Raw genomic sequence first — 17,643 nt, 5'->3', positions numbered from 1 at the left:
ATACCCAAAACGCTACAGGCGACGCGCTATAGTTCTAGTACACCAACTTAAAAGTTTTAGAGGGGGTGGAGGGGGTAAAACCCCCTCTTGGGGGCGCAGCCCCCAAACCCCCATGTTGCAAAATTTCGTGTTTGCAACACTAGTCCCTGATCGAGTCCCTTAACAGGGTTTGCATTGCTTGAGCCAGTTCTTTGAGCCGGATGGGTTTGGCAAGATATTCATTAGCTCCCGCATTCAAACATTTCTGGCGATCGCCCTCCATCGCCAATGCCGTCAGCGCAATGATGGGAATGTGTGCCAGTTGTGGATCGTGTCGAATTGTTTGAATGGCTTCCAACCCATCAATCCCCGGCATTTGAATATCCATCAAAATTAAGTCCGGCTGATGAGTCGTTGTCAGGGCGATCGCCTCTTCCCCATCGCGAGCTAACAAGAGCCGATATCCTTTGGCTCCGAGGTAATTCGAAAACGTATGTATATTCGCTTCATTATCTTCAGCTAATAAAATGAGAAACGTGGATTGGTCAGCATCCTCAGCAGGCAACGAGTCAAGCTGGGGGGTTGGGCTGGCTGACTCGGCAACCGTTAGGGTTGCAGCAGGAAGGAGAGAACTGGGAGTACAGGGTAAATGGATTGTAAAGCAACTTCCCACACCCACTTCACTGGTGAGGCTGACTCGTCCACCGTGCAGTTCTACCATGCGTTTGACCAGAGCAAGCCCCAACCCAGTCCCCGTATATTGGCGGTTTAAGGCACTATCAATCTGGACAAAGGGCTGAAACAATTGATGCATTGATTCAGCTGCAATCCCAATTCCCGTATCAGTCACAGAAAATTGCACCCAGCGACCCAACGCTATATCATTGATCTCCTGGCTCTCGACAGTCAGGGTTATCGTCCCTGCTTCAGGCGTAAATTTCACAGCATTGTTGAGCAAATTGATCAAGATTTGACGAATGCGTCGTTCATCGACGAACAAATCTGGCAGATGGGGTTGCTGTTGAACATCAAGCTGAATATTTTTTTGTAAGGCTTGTTGTTTGATAAATGCCAGACTGGATTGGCAAAGATGATCAATCGAGGTGAGCGTATAGTTGAGTTCGATTTGTCCTGCTTCAATTTTGGCAACATCGAGAATATCATTGATCAGCTCTAGCAAATGGTTGCCGCTGCGTTCAATCGTGTTTAGTGCCCTCAGTTGCCGTTCGTTGATGGTGCCAAAGATTTCATCTTGCAAACCTTCCGTCATTCCCAAAATAGCATTGAGGGGGGTACGCAGTTCGTGGCTCATGGTTGCCAAAAATTCATCCTTAAGGCGAGTGGCACGGGCTAACTCCAGGTTGGACACAGCCAGTTGTTCATTCATGGCTTGCAGTTGGGCTTCGGTTTGTTTCATCCCGCTAATATCTTGCAAGATCCCCTGAACGCCGATCGCCCTGCCTTCCAGATCTTTGACCAAAATCGCCGTGGTTAAGACCCACGTATAACTGCCATCTTGCCGCAAATGCCGAAATGGGTGTCCATTCGCTTTCTTGCCGGTGACAACGAGTTCTCTCATATCTGCCGCAATCACATCCATATCATCGGGATGCACCAATTTTGAAAACGGTTGACCTAACCATTCGGCAGGTTCCCAGCCAAACAGCGAAAGGAATTGGGGAGAGAGATAAGTCATCACACCGTTTAGATCGCAGAACCAAATCAAGTTGTTGGATCCTTCCACTAAATTGCGGAATTTAGCTTCATTCTCAATCAATTCAGATTCAATTCGTTTGCGATCGCTAATATCCTGTGCAGTTCCAATGGTGTGCTTGACTTGACCATTGGCATCACGACTGAAAACAGAATCTCGACTATTCAGCCAATGCCATTCACCATTGGCATGTCTCATACGATATTCAAATTCTAAAATGTCACCATCCTGAGCCGCATGGATGCGGGCATAGTAGTCTGGCAATCGGATTAAATCATCGGGATGAACCAGATTAGAAAACAGCTGAGAACCCATCGCCTGAATCTCTTCTGGCGTATAACCCAGAACCATCGAAATCTCGCGGTTCACATAGACATTGCGACTCTCCTGGACGTCATATAAATATAGAATATTGGGGGATGCATCGGCGATTTTTTGGATAAAGTGCTGACTTTCTTTGAGGGCAAGCTCAGCCTGCTTGCGATCGCGTATATCGACCAGGGTTGCTCGATTGTGGAGATAATTGCCATCTGCATCTTTGACCGCAGTAGCACTGATCAATACAGGCAAGATCGAGCCATCTTTGCAGATCATGTCGTATTCCAGATTTTTCACCCAACCCTGTGCTTGAAAGATATGATAGTTGTCGAAGAAAGCTTGACGACTGGCATCTGTAAAAAAAGCAATCAGGGGTTTGCCAATCATTTCTTCTCGGCTATAGCCCAACCATTGCAACTCCGTTTCGTTGACCCGGATATATCGTCCATTCAGATCCAATGAATGATATCCACACGGCGCATAATTGTAGAGATCTTCAACTTCACAAGCGTATTGAGCCAGTGCTTGTTCTGCGTGTTTGCGATCGGTGGTATCCGTTTCAGAACCGCTGATACGAATTACCTCACCCGCTTGATTGCGTAATGCCTGGGCACGATCTAAAACCCACAAATAACTGCCATCTTGACATTGAGTACGATACTCGGCTTCAAAAAATTCCGTTCTACCAGCAAAGTGGTCATCTAGTGCCGCCATCACGCGATCGCAATCCTCCGGATGAATGCGGCTGATGCACTCATCGGGTGAATCACTAATCTCATCGTCTGTAAAGCCTCGCATCTGTTTCCAGCGACTGGAGAAGAACATTTTATTGGTACTGAGATCCCAATCCCAAATGCCAGCGTTGGTTCCCTTCAAAACCAACTGCCAGCGTTCTTCGCTGGCATACAGAGCCGCTGTGCGTTCTTCGACGCGATGTTCAAGTTCCTGATTCACTTGCTTTAGAGATTGCATGACTTGCGCTTGTTCAATGGCAATGCTGGCAATATTAGCCGCCATAGCAACCGCCGATTGTTGTGCTTCCGTGGGGCTATAAATAGTGCGATGATAGACCGCAAAGGTGCCCAACAGTTGATCATCACTGGCAGTCAAAGGCACCGACCAACACGCCCGCAGATCATGGGCTAAGGCGATGGATTTAAAGTCCTGCCACAACGGATCCGAGGCAATATCACTGACAATCACAGAGTCACCCCGAAAGGCAGCCGTTCCACATGACCCGACCCCTTCCCCTACAGGAATTCCCGTGATCGCTTGCAGATACGCATCTGATAGTTGCAGCGACCCTCCAGGATACAACTTACCGTCGTCGTATAGCATCACCGAACAAATCGCATCCCCCAACTGCAATTCCATGGCTTGCATCAATGCCTCTAGCGTATCGGGTAATGGCTCTGCTTTAGCAATTCTTTCTAAGATGGCGCTTTGAATTTCAAGCCGGAGTTCGATCTGCTTGGTTGCCGTCAAGTCATGGGTGGTGATCACTACCCCAGTTACGCTACCATCCACCTCAAAAAACGGGTCGAAGTTAGCACTGATAAACTGACGTGTCCCATTTTCATAGTCAAACCAGCGCTGACAGCGCACCACCTCGCCTGTCAGACACCGATCAATCAAATGTCGAGTCACTGTTTGAAAGACCGTTTTACCTTGCAATTCTTCTACAGAATGCCCAATTACCTCGTCCAGGCGTTTGCCATACCGTTTTATATAAACGGGGTTGACCAATTGATAGATATAATTTCGATCAATCAAAGCAATACCATCAGTAGCCGTGGCAAACACTCGCTCATACTGACGAAGAATCGATTCTGTTAGGGGGACAGTCTTGATATCATCTGTATCCGCATTATCTTGGCGATCGCAGCTTGATTGAACAGAGTCATAGGGTACAGTTAAGTGCGGTTGAGGTGCGATCGCTGTATCTACCGTACTGGCATGGATCGGTGCAGACTCCGGCAATTCTTCTGATTCAGATCTAGCTTGCAGCAGTTGTTGTGCCAACAGCTCTGTTAAACTGCCCCGCTCCAGTAACCCCACCACGCGATCGCAATCATCCAGAACCGGCAAATGGCGAATCTGGTGCTGTTGAAACAGGTTTAACACCAGCGCCACATCGGTTAAGTCTGATTCGCTGAGCGTGATCACAGGATGAGTCATCACTGCCCTTATGGATAACGCCTCTAAGGGGACAGGCTGAAGGTTAATCCGGAGTAGATCGCGTTCAGTCAAAATTCCGACCAGATCCGTCTTCCCAGACGCCTTATCTTCGTCTACGACCAGCACATAACCGGCGTTGGCTTCACTCATCCTGGCGATCGCATCGTCCACCCTCATCGTCGGTGCCACCATCAGCGGCATACGGATCATGACGGACTGAAGATGAATGATATGGGAAGACGGTGAAGTAGTCATTCCGAGGACCTTTCCGAAAAGGTTAGCAAGATTTGAATCATCTGCAATAGTGCTTTTAGTCTAACGGGTTTGGCAATGTACTCCGTTGCACCTGCGTTTAAACACCGTTGCCGATCATCGGGCATTGCCAGGGCAGTCAGGGCAATAATGGGCACATCCGCTAAGGCAGGCTCCAACCGAATGCGCCGAGTTGCCTCTAACCCATCCATTTCGGGCATTTGGATATCCATCAAAATTAAGTCTGGCTGATGGGCGATCGCAAGGGCGATCGCATCGTGCCCGTTGTTGGCTAACAATACCCGGTAGCCCTTTGCCCCAAGATAGCTTGAAACGGTCGTGATATTCACGTCATTGTCTTCGGCAAGCAAAATTAGAGGAGATGATTGGGTATTCGTAGGAGTTTCAGGAGAGTTGAGCATTGGCGACGCATGGGGCGGCTGAGCGATCGCTATTTTCTCCGTTGGGGAACAAGCAGAGGTGCAAGGCAACTCGATAGTAAAGCAACTCCCCACCCCTAGTTCACTGGTTAACCCAACTTGCCCGCCGTGTAGTTCGACAATGCGTTTGACCAATGCCAACCCCAAACCTGTGCCTTCATAGTTGCGATTGAGCGCACTATCAACTTGAATAAACGGCTGAAATAGTCTATTGATATGCTCTGGGGCAATGCCAATGCCCGTATCAATCACCGAAAACAGAATCGAAGAACGAGCATTCTCAGAGTGCTGATCGGTCTGGTGGTCACGGTCTGACACCTGCATCTTTACATCCAGAATAATCCGTCCATCTTCGGGGGTAAATTTGACCGCATTATTGAGCAAGTTAATCAGGACTTGACGGATGCGACGTTCATCCACACATACATCAGGCAAATGAGTTAGATTTTGGGGTAGCTGAATCTCTAATTGAATATTCTTTTTTAGGGCTTGTTGCTTGATGAATGCCAAACTGGATTGACACAACAAAGCGACACTGGTAGGAGTGCAATCTAGCTCAATCTGACCTGATTCAATTTTGGCGACATCCAGAATATCGTTGATTAACTCTAGCAAATGAGAAGCACTACGCTCAACCGTTTGTAAGGCTTTGATTTGTCCGGCATTGACCTCGCCAAAAATCTGATCTTGCAGTGCCTCCGTCATACCCAAAATGGCATTCAGGGGGGTGCGCAGTTCGTGGCTCATATTGGCAAGAAATTCATCTTTAAGGTGAGTCGCACGGGCAAGTTCTTTATTCGTTTGCCGTAATTCGGCTTCAGTTTGTTTGCGATCGCTGATATCTTGAAACGTTCCTACCATACCGATGATATCTCCGGTTAAGTTTCGTAGGGGTAGTTTATTTGTTTCCAGCCATATCTGCTCACCGCTAGGTAATGTCAACATTTCTTCAATTGCCAGTTTGGCTTCACCCGACGTGATCACGTGTCCGTCATCAGCACGATAGCTAAGGGCTTCAAATTCTGTGTAACAAAAATCAAAATCAGTTTTACCAATACACTCCAGGGGTGACTGCAACCCAGATGTAGCAGCAAATAGGTGGTTGCATCCCAAATAAACTGAGTTTCGATCCTTCCAAAATACAGCTAAGGGAAAAGTATCTAAAACCGTTTGCAAAAACTGTTGAGATTCCCGCAAAGCTATTTCCGACCGTTTGCGATCGCTAATATCGCGGAAAATGCCCTGGATAATTTTTTCGCCATTAATTTCAATCACGGAGGCAGAACCGTCGATAGGAACACTATGACCCTCCTTGCATAAGAAATTGCCATCCAATACTTGGGTATACTGTTGATCCACCCCATCTTCAAAGGATTGAGTGATAGTCGGCAATTTTTCAGGTTGATGGAGCTGGGTCACATGCATAGTTGTCAGCTCGGTGCGGCTATAACCCAATAGTTCTTCAGCTTTAAGGTTAACCTCTAATACATGACCGGCTTGGTCAGCTAACAAGATGGCATCGCTGGCTCCATCCATCAAAGCCCGATAGCGAGTTTCTCGATCTTGCAAGCGCTTTTCTGCCACTTTGCGTTCGGTAATATTACGAAAAATGGCACGAGTTGCTACTGGGCGATCGCGTTCCATGCGGCAGTTGATACTACCTTCTACAATAATTTCTTGCTGAGTTTTGGTTAGAAAGATTAATTCCACATGTTCTAGCAGGTAGACATTTCCTGCCTGGATTTGAGCAATCATCTCACGGCAGTGAGCGCGATAGTCAGGATGGAGAATATTAAACACCGTCAGTGCTTGTACCTCTGCTTCTGAATAGCCCAGCGTTTCTCGCCAAGCCCGATTGACATATTCAAATCGTCCAGTCTCCAACCATACACTCTGAATCAGATCGTTGGCATTTTCAAAAAAATCTTGTAACTGCGTTTCCCGATCTCGCAAAGCTGATGTCCGTTCTTCAACTCGTTTTTCTAACTCAAGGGTAAATTTTTCCAGGGTCTGGGCAGTCTGATAGCGTTCGAGTTCTGCGCCTGCACGAGCTGCAAAGGTTTTCAATAAGGTCTTAGCCCAGACTGAATTGGGTAATGGGCGATCGTGCAGTACACACAAGTTGCCAATGGGTTCACCAGCTGCATTGTGCAACCCTATACCCAGATAACTTTCAGCCTGTAATGCAGTGAATAAATGGATGCCGGGATAGATAACCTGCAACGAATCAGGATGGTAGCATTCTCCTTGACTCAAGGCTTTTACACAACAAGGAGCTTCACAATAGGGCAGAAATTCATTGGGTTGCAATACTTGATCGCAGCAAAAAGCAAGAATTTTAAAGCCGTCTGGTGTTGCCTGGGAAACAGAAGCATAGCGCACACCTAACGCTTGAGAAATATGTTGCACCAGTTCCGGGAAAAAGTGCTCTCCTGTGACCGCCGCTGTTCCTTCCACAACCTGACGTAACGACTCCTCAGCCCGTTCTCGCTCAAGCTCGGTTGTTCGTTGTAAGGTAATATCTTGCACGGTACCTTGAGACAAAATCGGCGTACCGTCTTCGGCATAGAGGGTTTCGCATTGCTCCTGAACATATTTGATGCGACCGTCGGGCATTAGCAACCGATGGACAATCTGGTAAGGTAGGCGATCGCAGACAGATTGGGTATAGGCTTGATTCACTTGCTCTCGGTCGTCCGGATGAATCAGCTCTAAAAATGCATCATAAGAAGCACTAAACTGCTGCGGATCGATCTCAAAAATCCGAAACACTTCATCAGACCAGTATAGAGCTTGAGTCTGAAGATTGAGTTCCCAGTTGCCCAGATGGGCAATCCGTTGAGCTTCTTGATATTGCTTTTCCGTTTTGCGCAGGGCATTCTCTGCTTGTTTGCGAGCACTAATATCTTGCACCAAGATCAGTACTTCATCATCGCTGTAGGGAACAACACGCACTTCCTCAACTTGTGTTGTGCCATTGATTGATAAATCTTGTTCATAAATTTGCATGGCGCGGGTCTGGAGCGCCAGGTGGATAAATGCCATGCGCCATTGTGCCAGGTCGGCAGGCAACGTTTCAGACACATGGGTGCCAACAATTTCAGCCAAATTACCGACCACATGAAAGTTTGGAGTTGTGACAAATTCCAGGTAAATTCCTGCTCGGTTAACCCGCATGAGCAAGTCAGGAATCGCACTAATCAACGCTCGTTGATGGGCTTCGCTTTGCCGGAATGCCGCTTCGATCTGTTGCCGTTCGCTCCGTTCTTGCTGTAATTGCTGATTGAGAGTAGCGTGCTGGATGGCGATCGCCAGTTGTACTGAGATATCCTGCAACAGGGTGACATCCTCTGGGTGCCAGGTTCGGCGATCGTCGCATTGATGCCCGATCAATAACCCCCATATTTGTCCGGCGACGTAAATCGGAACGACCAGACTGGCTCTAACTTGATAGTCTTCCAGTCGTTGCCTGTGACAGTTAGTATAACCAGCCGCCCGGATATCATTGACGACAATGGGGTATTCACGAGTCGAGACCGTTGAGGTTTGTAACTGAAAGCACGTATCCTGAATCACGTCGCCTAACGCCGAGCGCCAGCCCTCAGCCACCGATTCTGCAACCACAATGCCACTCCAATCGGGTTGGAACTGGTAGACCAGAAGGCGATCACACCTTAAAAAATCCTGGACTTTTGTAACACAACTCTGTAAAACAGACTGGACATCCAGCGATGTAGAAATGAAATGGGCAAGATGGGCGACCAATTTTTCTCGCGCTATTTTCGTCTCCAGGGCAATGGCTTGGGTTGCTACCCGTTGTTCCAGCTCAACCAGACGACTGTTTAATAAATCCATCTTTTCTGCCTCCAGTTGTCAGCCATTGCCCATCTCAGTCGCGTCTCTCAATCCTATTCATATCAACAGGAACCAGCCATTTTGTCATGACTGAATCCTGGTATGAATTCGAAGGGTGCACGTTCACATTTATTCCGGAATTCAGTAATGACACTGTTTTCATCGTGAACCAAAGACCCTGCCTACGACGCTGAGCGATCGCCATATTGAGCAATGCCTAAGGATCGTGGATTAAATAAGATCGAATATTGAATCGTTTGGAGGGGCGAACGTCCGTTCGCCCGTACAACAAATCATTGGAGTTATTTAATTCCCATTCCTAAGTTGAGAGACAGGACATAGAGGCAGATATCTTAAATCTATTATTCCCGTCAGCTATACGCAAAGGGAACTACAGCCATCTTAAAATTTGTAAGAAAACGAACGAAGAGTAATAGCTTGGTGTTGCCAATTCTGAGGATACGTTTGCACGCAAAACCGTTGGTTTCATGGGCAACCACTGATCTCCAGATTCACTTCCCCAATCGTCCTGACAGATCCTGACAAAATTAAAAATTACAACTTTTTTGGGAGAGTGCGGCGAAGCCGTACTCTCCTCAAAAAGGTATCCCAGTCGTTTTTATGAGGATCTTTAAGCTTGCATAAAACTAAAGCGATCGCCTGATAATTAGGCAATCATATTTCAAGGGTAAATCTGATGACATTTCTCAATCGCCGCCGGTTTTTACAATTTGCCGGATCAACCCTTGCCAGCGTTGGACTGAGCCAGTGGGATTGGCTGAATCGGGGCAACCACATGGCGCGGGTATTAGCCCAGCCAACCCCCCGAAAACTGGCGTTGTTAGTGGGTATCAATGCTTATGCACCTGGCTTCAATTGGAATCCTTTAGCAGGGTGTGTCAATGATGTCCGGATGCAGGAAGAATTATTGGTCTATCGATTTGGCTTCAATCGTCATGATATTGTATCCCTTACCGATGAAGCAGCAACTCGTAACAACATTCTTACAGCCTTCCAAGAGCATCTGATCAAACAAGCACGACCGGGGGATGTCGTCATATTTCATTACTCCGGGCATGGTTCGCGGGTTGTTGATCCAAATCCCTATCAAGCCGATAATCCACTGAACAGCACCCTGGTGCCGATTGACAGTCCCTTACCTGCCAATTTTCAGGAAACCGGGGGAGATGTCAATGACATTATGGGACGCACGTTGTTTTTATTGATGAGTGCCTTGCCCACAGAGTTGGTGACGGTTGTTTTAGATAGTTGTCATTCGGGGGGTGGCAAACGGGGCACATTAACGGTGCGATCGCGCGATGGGGCAACCCATCCGGATGATCGCCTGTATCCCAGTCGTCGAGAATTAGACTATCAAGATGAACAGCGATCGCAACTCAACTGGTCTGAAGCAGACTTCTATCAACGACGACAGGCAGGAGTTGCCAAAGGGGTGGTAATCGCCTCTGCGGCAGCCAATCAACTGGCTTCGGATGCGCGATTTGATGGCTTTGAAGCTGGTGCCTTTACCTACTTGATGACCCAATATCTCTGGCAAATCAGCGGGGATGAATCAGTCAATAGTACGATGGCAACACTGGCACGGATCACTCGCAATCAGGCGCGATCGCTGTCTGGAATTTTGCAAGAACCAGAATTTGAAGCCAATGTCCCGGCTGAGTTACAAACCGCACCGATTTACTTCATCCCCAAACAAACAGCACCCGCTGAAGGGGTCATTATTGCAACGGAAGGCGATCGCCTTACCCTGTGGCTGGGAGGTGTCAATGCTCAAGGATTAGCAGCCCTGGATCAATCAGTGTTTGCGGCACTGGATAGTAACGGTGAGGAATTGAGCCAGATTCAACTTATATCCCGCGATGGGTTAGCCGCATCCGCCCAAATGCTGGGGACAAGCCGCGCTTTGCTAGATCAGGGAACTGCTGTACAAGAAAAAATTCGCGGCATTCCTGACAATTTGGCATTGCGAATTGCTCTCGATGCTTCACTCGGTGATGAATTATCCGTGGCGCAACAGGTCTTATCCAGCGTGCCCCGACTGGAGGTGCGATCGCTAGAAGAGGGTGAAATCGACTATATCTTGGGGCGCGTGACCGATCTCTATCCATCTCAACTTACAGAAACCGTTGATCTGCCAGCCATAGGTAGCATCGGACTGTTTTTGCCCGGTCAGGCAATATTACCCGGTTCCTTTGCCGATGCCGGGGAATCAGTTACCGATGCCATCCAGCGCTTACGTTCTAAATTTAGTGTGCTGCTGGCATCCCGCTTACTCCGCATTTTGATCAACCCCGGTTCTTCTCAGCTTAATATTGCAGCAACGATGCAACCCGTGGGAACATCTGCCACTGCCACTGCCATACCGCTGACGGTGCGGGGTCAACGCAGCCTCACCACCGAACAGTCTGTCACCCCCAGCCCCGACCTGACAAACATCCCCGCCGATGCCAGCCGGTTACCTCTGGGAACAACCGTAGAACTGACCCTGCATAACAACGATGTCTGGGATCTGTATGCCAGCATTTTATCCATCGGTCCTGATGGTGAAATTATCAGCGTTTTTCCCAGCACCTTCGATGCTCCTGATGCCGCAGCTCTTGTGCCACGAGGTGCAACGTTGCGGGTTCCCGATGCAACACGGGGCGATCGCTTTTTATTGCACTTAGTGCCTCCGGTGGGAATCGTTGAAATACTATTCATCGCTAGTACGGTGCCACTGCGGAATACCCTGCGCGCATTGGGTCATCTGGCGACCAGCATGGGTACGTCTCGCGGAGAACCCATTGTCGCCAATGCAGAGATTCTGGATGTCACAGAAACCTTGCTGAATGACCTGGATCAAGGAACCCGTAGCAGCACCCGCAATTATTCCAGCAACGATGCGCGAGGGGTCAGTAGCAATCAACTGGCAGCCTTCTCAATTATGTTTGAACTGTACGATCCGGCACAGGGATAGCGATCGCCAACGCTAACACAGGTACTGAAAACGCTCTGAACGAACCATATCCGCTGAACCAGCATCCATATTGCGCTTAACTTGACCTTAACTTGAGGCTTATCTTCACAAACCTATCTGGTCTAAATTTGGCGATCGCCCAACAATAGGGGGTGTTCAGGCAAAAATCCTACAACCCCATTTGTGCTGATCTCAACCGCCTTTGTGAGGAGTCATCATGCCGCCGAATCGAGCGTTAATATTTGTCGGTTGGTGGCTGCGATTTCAGATGACAGCGATTCTTACCCTGATCATACATACCGCAGGATGTTGGATTAGCATGGAAGCATTAAAACTGATTCAACACCCCAAGAAGGTTATATGAGGAGGATGAAATTTTCTTTACGGCTTGGGTTAAGCCCTTATCGCGTGGTGGGGACCGTTATGCTACTTGCGATCGCCGTTACCGCTTGCAATCAAACATCCCAAACCCAGCCACCGCCAGTTAATACACCACCCACCGAAAATTCTCCGACCGCATCCGATCCGACATCAACGCCAACATCAACGCCAACATCAACGCCAACGGCTTCGCCTTCCAGTACAAGCTCCCCCGCAAGTCCTTCCACAGAATCTCCGACTGATGCTGAGTCGCTTCAGCAGCAAGCTGTTCAAGTGATTCGAGACTATTACAGTGCGATCGCCCGTCGAGACTACGAGCAAGCCTATGCCCAATGGGAGGGAGAGGGCACGGCTAGTCAGCAGTCCTTTGAGCAGTTTAAGCAAGGATTTGCGAACACAGCTTCTGTTGCGGTTGAAATTGGAGAACCTGGCGAAATAGATGCAGGAGCAGGTTCACTCTACATTGAGATTCCCGTAACGATTACATCCGTCACGACAAATAACACCCCACAGCGATTTCATGGTAGTTATTCGTTGCGACGAGTTAATGATGTTCCTGGTTCAACGCCAGAACAGCGGAGATGGCATTTCTACTCGGCAACTATTAATCAAGACAATTAGTGGGTCTGGCAGCGCAAAACCAGTGTTTGCTAACCCTAATGATCACAAATTAATTAAAACCCGGAAGTTTATTTTTGGAAGCGCGGCGGAGCCACGCTTCCAACGTTACAGCTAAAGTCTTACCAACTAAAGGAAACGTTTGATATGAATCATACACTCCAGCATAAACGGGCTCTTGTTACGGGTGGCAGTCGCGGAATTGGAGCTGCGATCGTTCAGCGGTTAGCCAGTGAAGGGGCTGACGTTGCGTTTACCTATGCCAGTTCATCGACTCAAGCTAATGACGTTGCCCGGATGGCGCAAGCGTTTGGTGGTCGAGCGGTAGCCATTCAGGCTGACAGTGCCGATGCCCAGGCCGTAGTGGCGGCGGTAGAAGACACCGTGTCTAAATTAGGTGGCATCGATATTCTGGTCAATAACGCGGGGGTGTTGATGGTCGGATCGATTGATGACTTCAAACTGGAAGACTTTGATCGCACGTTTGCCATAAACGTGCGAGCTGTGTTTGTTGCAACTCAAGCTGCCGTCAAGCACATGCCATCGGGCGGACGAATCATTAACATCGGTAGCACGAACGCCGAACGGATGCCCTTCCCTGGAGGTGGCGTTTATGCCATGAGTAAATCTGCGCTGCAAGGGTTAGTGCAAGGGTTGGCGCGTGACCTTGGACCTCGCGGCATCACAATCAATAATGTGCAGCCTGGTCCCACAGCAACCGACATGAACCCATCTGAAGGTGAGTTTGCTGATGTGCTCAAAACATTTATGGCAGTGCCTCGCTATGGCACCGTTGAGGAGATTGCGGGGATGGTTGCCTATCTGGCAGGTCCTGAGGCAGGTTACATTACGGGTGCCAGTTTGATGATTGATGGCGGTTTCAGCGCCTGAAGTATAAGTGATTGTATGAGAGCCACGCGGAGCGTGGCTCTCATACAATCACCATAATCTCTCTAAATGCGAAGCACTATATTTTTCAGATCTAGTACACCAACTTAAAAGTTTTAGAGGGGGTGGAGGGGGTAAAACCCCCTCTTGGGGGCGCAGCCCCCAAACCCCCATGTTGCAAATTTTGTGTTTGCAACACTAGCAATTGAATGGTTAATGGATGCAGAGATAGAATCCCTGCCTGGAAGCACAGTTACCGTGCCCTTGTCCCAATCAGCCCTTCGGTTGTTACAGGTTTCCATAACAATCGATGCAGCAAATGATAATCAACCGCTAAATCTGGAGAAAGAATCATGACTCACTATGATTCTGTTATGATTGGTGCGGGTTCGACAGGCTGCGTGATTGCCAATTGTCTGACCGAAGACCCTATCATAGCAGTCCTTTCATCCCTATCGGCATGACTCTCACATTCGCCCATGCGACATCTCAGGTAGAAACGCTTGCCACCCTTTATCTAACCAGCAAGCCAGCAGAGATTGCGCCGGAGATCATCACTTGACTAAGACACGCAACCCATCCTATCCGGTTACACGAGGCAAAAAGCACAATGAATCAATGGCACCTGAATAGCTGGGTTTGGCTAGGTTGCACGATGTGGCTCATGGGTTATCCTCAACCGATCGCCGCACAAGTGATTCCCGATGCTACCTTACCTGTGGGAGGGCGATCGCACGTTTCTGGCAATCCTCATTTTCAGATTACTGGAGGGATGCGGCAAGGCAATAATCTGTTTCATAGCTTCCGGCAGTTTTCAGTCCCCACGGGTGGGTCTGCTTCCTTCAACAATGCGGCATCTGTTCATACTATTTTCAGCCGAGTAACGGGTGGATCGGTATCTCGAATTGATGGCGTGATTCGGGCAAATGGTACCGCAAATCTATTTCTGCTAAACCCCAATGGCATTCTTTTAGCACCCCATGCTGCGTTGAATATTGGCGGGTCATTTGTGGCAACCACTGCCACGGCAATCGGGTTTGCCAATGGTGACGTATTTAGCAGCGATGCAACGCAACCCTTGCCCAATCAGTTGCTCACCGTTAGGCCTAATGCGCTGTTCTTTAACCAACCGACCCCTGCACCCATCATCAACCGCTCAACAGCTAACGATACAGGCTTACAGGTTCCCCTGCGGCAAAATCTTTTGTTAGTTGGCGGTCCCGTTCAACTGCATGGAGGATTGACCATCAGTCCGGGAAGCTATGTCGAATTAGCGGGGGTGGGTGGCGTCGGCAGCGTCAACTTATCGACCACTCGGCAAGATTGGCAGATTCATATTCCCAATACCATGAATAGAGCAGATGTTGCTATCAGAAACAGGGGTAGTATTTTTAGCACAATCAATGTTGAAGGCAACAGTGGCAGTATTCGAATTCTGGCGGACACAATTACTATCTTTAGAAGTTCGATGAATGTTGGGATTCCTGCCGATTTTGGATCTGCTCAGACTCAAACTGGAAACATTGAGCTGAATGCAACCGACTCTATTTCCATCGGTAATAGTCTTGTATTCAATACTTTACAGGGTCGTGGAAGCATCGGCAACATGAATCTTACAGCCGATCAGAGCATCTCGTTTGATAGCAGTTTTGTCTACAATTATGTCAGTTCAACCGGGGTGGGTCATGCAGGTGATATCAACATCAACACCCGATCATTTTCGCTCACCCATGGTTCTCAACTTAATTCTATATTGAGTGGACACTCCAACATCGGTAGCGTCAATATTAACGCTCGCGATCGCGTCTCTTTGTTTGGCTATAACCGTTTTAGCTTTAGTAGCGCAATCTTCAATATTATTAGTGACACAGGGGTCGGGAATACGGGTGGTATTAATATCACCACAGGATCACTGTTTCTCAGAAATAGTGCTCAAATCACGTCTGGAACCGCAGGTCGAGGAAATTCAGGCAGCGTTAATATTAACGCTCGCGATCGCGTTGCCTTTGATGGTTATCGCACGGGTGGGTATGGAACCGCTTTATTTAATAGCGTCGAACCTAACGCTGTCGGCAACGCTGGCGATATCAACATCACCACAGGTTCATTGATATTTACCAATGGTCCACAAATCATTTCCAGAACCAGAGGTCAGGGAAATGCAGGAGATGTCAATATTCATGCCCGCGACATCGTTTCATTAGATGGTGAAGCTCCCCTTCTCAATGATAATGCCCCTGACGGAGGCAACCCGAATAGCGTGATCTCGACCCAGGTTACACCAGAGGCAGTCGGTCAAGGCGGAGATGTCACGATTACCACCGGCTCCCTATTTCTGACCAATGGCGGGGCTGTGTATACAAACAATCTCGGTGGCATTGGTAATTCAGGTCGCGTTACAATTCATGCTCGCGATGCCATACAGATCAGCGGAACAGAGCGTCTTTTCCCATATATTGTCAGTGGCGTATTTACCTCAACCACGGCAGGAGCAGTAGGCAACAGCGGAGAGGTGAGTATCACCACTCATTCTCTCTCAGTCTCCGACCGAGGAGGCATCAATACAAATGCGGGGGGTCAGGGCAATGCTGGCAATATCCAAATCCAAGCCAGCGATCGCGTCGTGTTTGATAATGGCGATGCGACCAGTACGCTGGCAGACACCGGGGTTGGCAGGGGTGGCACTATTGATATTATGGCGCGATCGCTCTCTGTCTTAAATGGTGCTCAGCTTTCAGCCACAACGTATGGAGCTGGTAATGCTGGCAACATTCATATCACGACCTCAGATGCAGTCATGCTCTCGGGGATGAACTCATCTGGGGATATCAGCGGCTTACGAACTACCACAGAAGCATCTGCAACCGGACGAGGGGGTGAAATTCGGGTTGAAGCAGGACGTTTGTGGATGACGGATGGTGCCGAAGTAACGGTCAGCAGTTCAAGTCAAGGACAAGCCGGTTCTGTGTTTGTCGGTGCCGATCAAATTTATCTCAATCACAGCAGCATTGAGGCAGACACATCGGGTGGCGGCGGCAATATTACGGTGCGATCGCCTTTAATTCTGTTACGCAATGGCAGCAATATTACAACAAACGCCATTGGCAGCAGTATTCCCGGTGGTGATATTGCCATCAATACCCAGTTTCTTGTGGCAGTACCCAGCGAAAACAGTGATATCAGCGCCAATTCAGAAGATTTTCGGGGTGGAAACGTCAGCATCAATGCATTTGCCATTTACGGCATTCAGTCTCGCTCTCGCCCCACGCGGCTGAGCGACATTACCGCATCTGGTGCAACCTCCAATTTAAGCGGCACAATCGACATCACAACCGCAGGCATTGATCCCTCATCGGGTTTAGTGGAATTGCCAACCGACTTAGTCGATTCATCGCAGCAAATTGCTCAAGGCTGTCCGGCAAACCAGGGCAACTCCTTTATCGTCAGTGGTCGAGGGGGGTTACCGCCCACCCCCGAACAGCAATTAGACGATGATGCTGACTGGCAAGACCGTCGCCAGCCCACCGTTACCCAGTCCTCCACCTCATCCGTACCCCCTATCCTTGATACCGATCTCACACCAACGTCCACCCATACGCCACAGCTTGAGGCAACCAGATGGCAGATCGCTGATGGTGGGACAGTAGTTCTGATCGCGACATCGTCTGATTCGGTCGTGCAGAATCCGTTGGATCTGGCTGTTGCTTGCCAAAGCAGACCCTAAACTGATTAAATTGGCGTAAACCTACAGATTTTCGGCAATATGCTTTGCCTAGCGCTAAAAATCTATATTTTGAATCTCCAGCATTTTCCCTGGCGAATATAGCGCTTCGCGCCTAGATAGACTCCGGTTGTTGTGAGAGCCGCGCTCTGCGCGGCTCTCACAACACCGTGTTCAAACGTATTCCGGCACTTTTTCACACGTGACGATGGTGCTGGCAATCCTCTCTGCGTCAGGATTTCACATCCCCTTCCCATCCTTCCCCAACGGGATGCGGCTATAAATTGCGATCAAGTTTCTTATCTTGACTGGTCTTATGCGA

At 48.7% G+C, this 17,643-nt stretch carries 6 protein-coding genes; 4 read left to right on the top strand and 2 right to left on the bottom strand.

The genetic code is table 11. From position 1 onward, the window contains the following. Positions 1 to 139 precede the first annotated feature (139 nt). Positions 140 to 4,444, bottom strand: a complete 4,305-nt coding sequence (locus ACR6Z4_RS00415) for a PAS domain S-box protein (RefSeq protein WP_479715229.1) — start codon at positions 4,442 to 4,444, stop codon at positions 140 to 142. Further along, positions 4,441 to 8,736 (bottom strand): PAS domain S-box protein, encoded by a 4,296-nt coding sequence (locus tag ACR6Z4_RS00410; RefSeq protein ID WP_479715228.1) that lies wholly within the window; start codon positions 8,734 to 8,736, stop codon positions 4,441 to 4,443. The genes ACR6Z4_RS00415 and ACR6Z4_RS00410 overlap by 4 nt, the downstream gene beginning before the upstream one ends. Positions 8,737 to 9,433: 697 nt before the next feature. Between ACR6Z4_RS00410 and ACR6Z4_RS00405 the strand changes: the two genes are divergently transcribed. The 4 genes from ACR6Z4_RS00405 to ACR6Z4_RS00390 all read left to right on the top strand — a co-directional run bounded on the left by ACR6Z4_RS00405 (position 9,434) and on the right by ACR6Z4_RS00390 (position 17,324). Next, the gene (locus ACR6Z4_RS00405) at positions 9,434 to 11,713 is read left to right on the top strand and encodes a caspase family protein (RefSeq protein WP_479715227.1); all 2,280 of its coding nucleotides are present in this window, start codon (positions 9,434 to 9,436) and stop codon (positions 11,711 to 11,713) included. A gap of 369 nt (positions 11,714 to 12,082) precedes the next feature. Beyond that, positions 12,083 to 12,715, top strand: a complete 633-nt coding sequence (locus tag ACR6Z4_RS00400) for a nuclear transport factor 2 family protein (protein WP_479715226.1) — start codon at positions 12,083 to 12,085, stop codon at positions 12,713 to 12,715. A 144-nt stretch (positions 12,716 to 12,859) separates the two neighbouring features. Further along, on the top strand, positions 12,860 to 13,603 hold the full coding sequence (locus ACR6Z4_RS00395; protein ID WP_479715225.1) for an SDR family oxidoreductase: 744 nt from the start codon (positions 12,860 to 12,862) through the stop codon (positions 13,601 to 13,603). A 607-nt stretch (positions 13,604 to 14,210) separates the two neighbouring features. Then, positions 14,211 to 17,324: a two-partner secretion domain-containing protein gene (locus ACR6Z4_RS00390; protein WP_479715224.1), complete on the top strand. Its 3,114-nt coding sequence runs from the start codon at positions 14,211 to 14,213 to the stop codon at positions 17,322 to 17,324. Positions 17,325 to 17,643: the final 319 nt, after the last annotated feature.

Source organism: Calyptranema fuscum S582 (assembly GCF_055793305.1).
The sequence above is the reverse complement of the archived record's forward strand: the minus strand, read 5'-3'. Positions and strand labels throughout refer to the sequence as shown.

What these genes read in the sequence shown, in the direction of transcription:
- ACR6Z4_RS00390 (WP_479715224.1), top strand. Translation starts at nt 14,211, where the DNA reads ATGAATCAATGGCACCTGAATAGCTGGGTTTGGCTAGGTTGCACGATG.
- ACR6Z4_RS00410 (WP_479715228.1), bottom strand. Translation starts at nt 8,736, where the DNA reads ATGGATTTATTAAACAGTCGTCTGGTTGAGCTGGAACAACGGGTAGCA.
- ACR6Z4_RS00395 (WP_479715225.1), top strand. Translation starts at nt 12,860, where the DNA reads ATGAATCATACACTCCAGCATAAACGGGCTCTTGTTACGGGTGGCAGT.
- ACR6Z4_RS00405 (WP_479715227.1), top strand. Translation starts at nt 9,434, where the DNA reads ATGACATTTCTCAATCGCCGCCGGTTTTTACAATTTGCCGGATCAACC.
- ACR6Z4_RS00400 (WP_479715226.1), top strand. Translation starts at nt 12,083, where the DNA reads ATGAAATTTTCTTTACGGCTTGGGTTAAGCCCTTATCGCGTGGTGGGG.
- ACR6Z4_RS00415 (WP_479715229.1), bottom strand. Translation starts at nt 4,444, where the DNA reads ATGACTACTTCACCGTCTTCCCATATCATTCATCTTCAGTCCGTCATG.